Raw genomic sequence first — 1,860 nt, 5'->3', positions numbered from 1 at the left:
TTGGTTCATGCGACCCGTGTGCGGGAAGTGACCTTGTTGCCATTCGTATATCCAAACATTACAAGCATTCCCGACAGTACTGTCTTTGTCGGTAAGCAATACGCTTGGCAAGGTGCCAATACACGTAAAGACGCTTTTTCAAGCGTCTTCAGGCTGTCGAGAAAGTCGACAGCCATTTTTATTTCCCTGTATTTTATGACGACACCGCGTTAATGTGTTATAATATTCTTGTAATTACATTTACTGGCGGGTGATTATTGTGCTTTCCTCTAATGAAAAAAAGCAACAAATGCAATATGAATTTGTATGCCTTGATGAGTTGGTCCCGGAGGACCATTTGCTACGAGTTATTCAAAAGCATGTAGACTTCTCTTTCATCCGAGAAAAAGTACGCCAATACTATTGTGAAGATAACGGTAGACCAGCCATTGATCCGGTGGTTTTATTTAAAATGATTTTCATTGGATACCTTTACGGTATCCGGTCAGAAAGACAACTCGAAAAGGAAATTCAGACGAATATCGCTTACCGCTGGTTTCTTGGCCTTTCACTAACAGATCGAGTTCCAGACCACACTACCATCAGTTGGAATCGTCGAACTCGTTTTAAAAACACAAATGTTTTCCAAGAGATTTTTGATGAAATCGTTCGCCTTGCTATCCAACATCGCATGGTTGGCGGACGTGTTTTGATAAGTGATTCCACTCATCTGAAAGCAAATGCGAACAAACGTAAATTTAAGAAGCATGTTATTGAAAAATCTAGTCGAGCCTACCTTAGTGATTTAGAAGCAGCCATTAATGAAGACCGTGAAGCACACGGAAAAAAGGATTGAAGCCTAGAGAGGATGTGAAGGAAGAAAAGGAAATCAAGGTGAGTACTACTGATCCGGACAGTGGTTACATGGTTCGTGACGGAAAGCCTGAAGGCTTTTTCTATCTCGATCATCGGACAGTCGATCATAAGTACAATATCATAACTGATGTACACGTGACTGCGGGTAACGTTCATGATTCTGTTCCTTATGTAGATCGGCTACAACACCAAATTGAGAAGTTTGGGTTTACAGATACCATTGAAGCCGTTGCATTGGATGCTGGCTATTTAACTACTCCAATCTGCAAGGCTCTGCACGATCTAAATATCTTTGCCGTCATTGGCCATCGAGCTTTTTCACCTGTTAAAGGCCTTATCGCCAAATGGCGGTTTAAATATGATCCCGAAAAGAATGTCTATATTTGCCCCCAAAAACATGAGCTTGCTTATTCGACAACTGACCGTAACGGATACAGAATGTATAAGTCAAATAAAGAAATATGTAAGGCATGTCCGATGCTCACTATGTGTACACGGTCAAAAAATCACCAAAAGGTGATAACCAGGCATGTATGGGAAGAGAGTAAAGAATGGGTTCGACAGAACCGCTTAAGTAAGTCAGGAAAATACCTATACAGGTTGAGATACCAAACGATAGAGCGAAGTTTTGCAGATGCCAAAGAACTGCATGGACTTCGCTATTGTAGGTTGCGCGGACGTGAAAATGTCCAAGAGCAAGCGTTGCTGACAGCAACCGTTCAAAATATAAAAAAGATAGCACTCCACCTTGCAAAGGCATGTTAGGTGTGGTGCTATCTAAGACTTCCAGCACTTCGTGCTCAATTTTATTGTTATGAAAGAAGAAACTCCAACATATTGTGGGGTTTCTCGACAGCCTGAACGCAGAATAATCTCTGCGTTCTTCCATGCCAAGCAAGAAGGCGTCCCTACGGAACCGTGTTGATCCACCCTTTTTTCCCTTCAAACGACACCTGGTACCAGCCATCCGCTTCCGTGAGAATCGTGACCGACCCGTTCGCGGGA

At 42.5% G+C, this 1,860-nt stretch carries 3 protein-coding genes; 2 read left to right on the top strand and 1 reads right to left on the bottom strand.

Features of this window, described 5'->3' with window-relative positions:
* Both EDM54_RS26800 and EDM54_RS23730 read left to right on the top strand, forming a co-directional pair.
* Positions 1-213: hypothetical protein (locus EDM54_RS26800; protein WP_221175482.1), on the top strand; the 213-nt coding region annotated here is incomplete at its 5' end.
* A 76-nt stretch (positions 214-289) separates the two neighbouring features.
* Positions 290-1,620, top strand: a protein-coding gene (locus EDM54_RS23730; RefSeq protein WP_122958896.1) for an IS1182 family transposase whose coding sequence is annotated in 2 segments (ribosomal slippage) — positions 290-830 and positions 830-1,620 — 1,332 coding nt in all. Because the reading frame shifts where the segments join, the coding sequence is not laid out codon by codon here.
* A 143-nt stretch (positions 1,621-1,763) separates the two neighbouring features.
* Here the strand turns inward: EDM54_RS23730 and EDM54_RS27440 are convergent.
* On the bottom strand, positions 1,764-1,860 hold a 97-nt coding region (locus EDM54_RS27440), incomplete at its 5' end, for an SH3 domain-containing protein (RefSeq protein WP_375371928.1).

Source organism: Brevibacillus borstelensis, from assembly GCF_003710865.1.
In the GTDB taxonomy this organism is placed as follows: Bacteria; Bacillota; Bacilli; order Brevibacillales; family Brevibacillaceae; genus Brevibacillus; species Brevibacillus borstelensis.
This window is presented reverse-complemented; position numbering and strand designations above follow the sequence as displayed.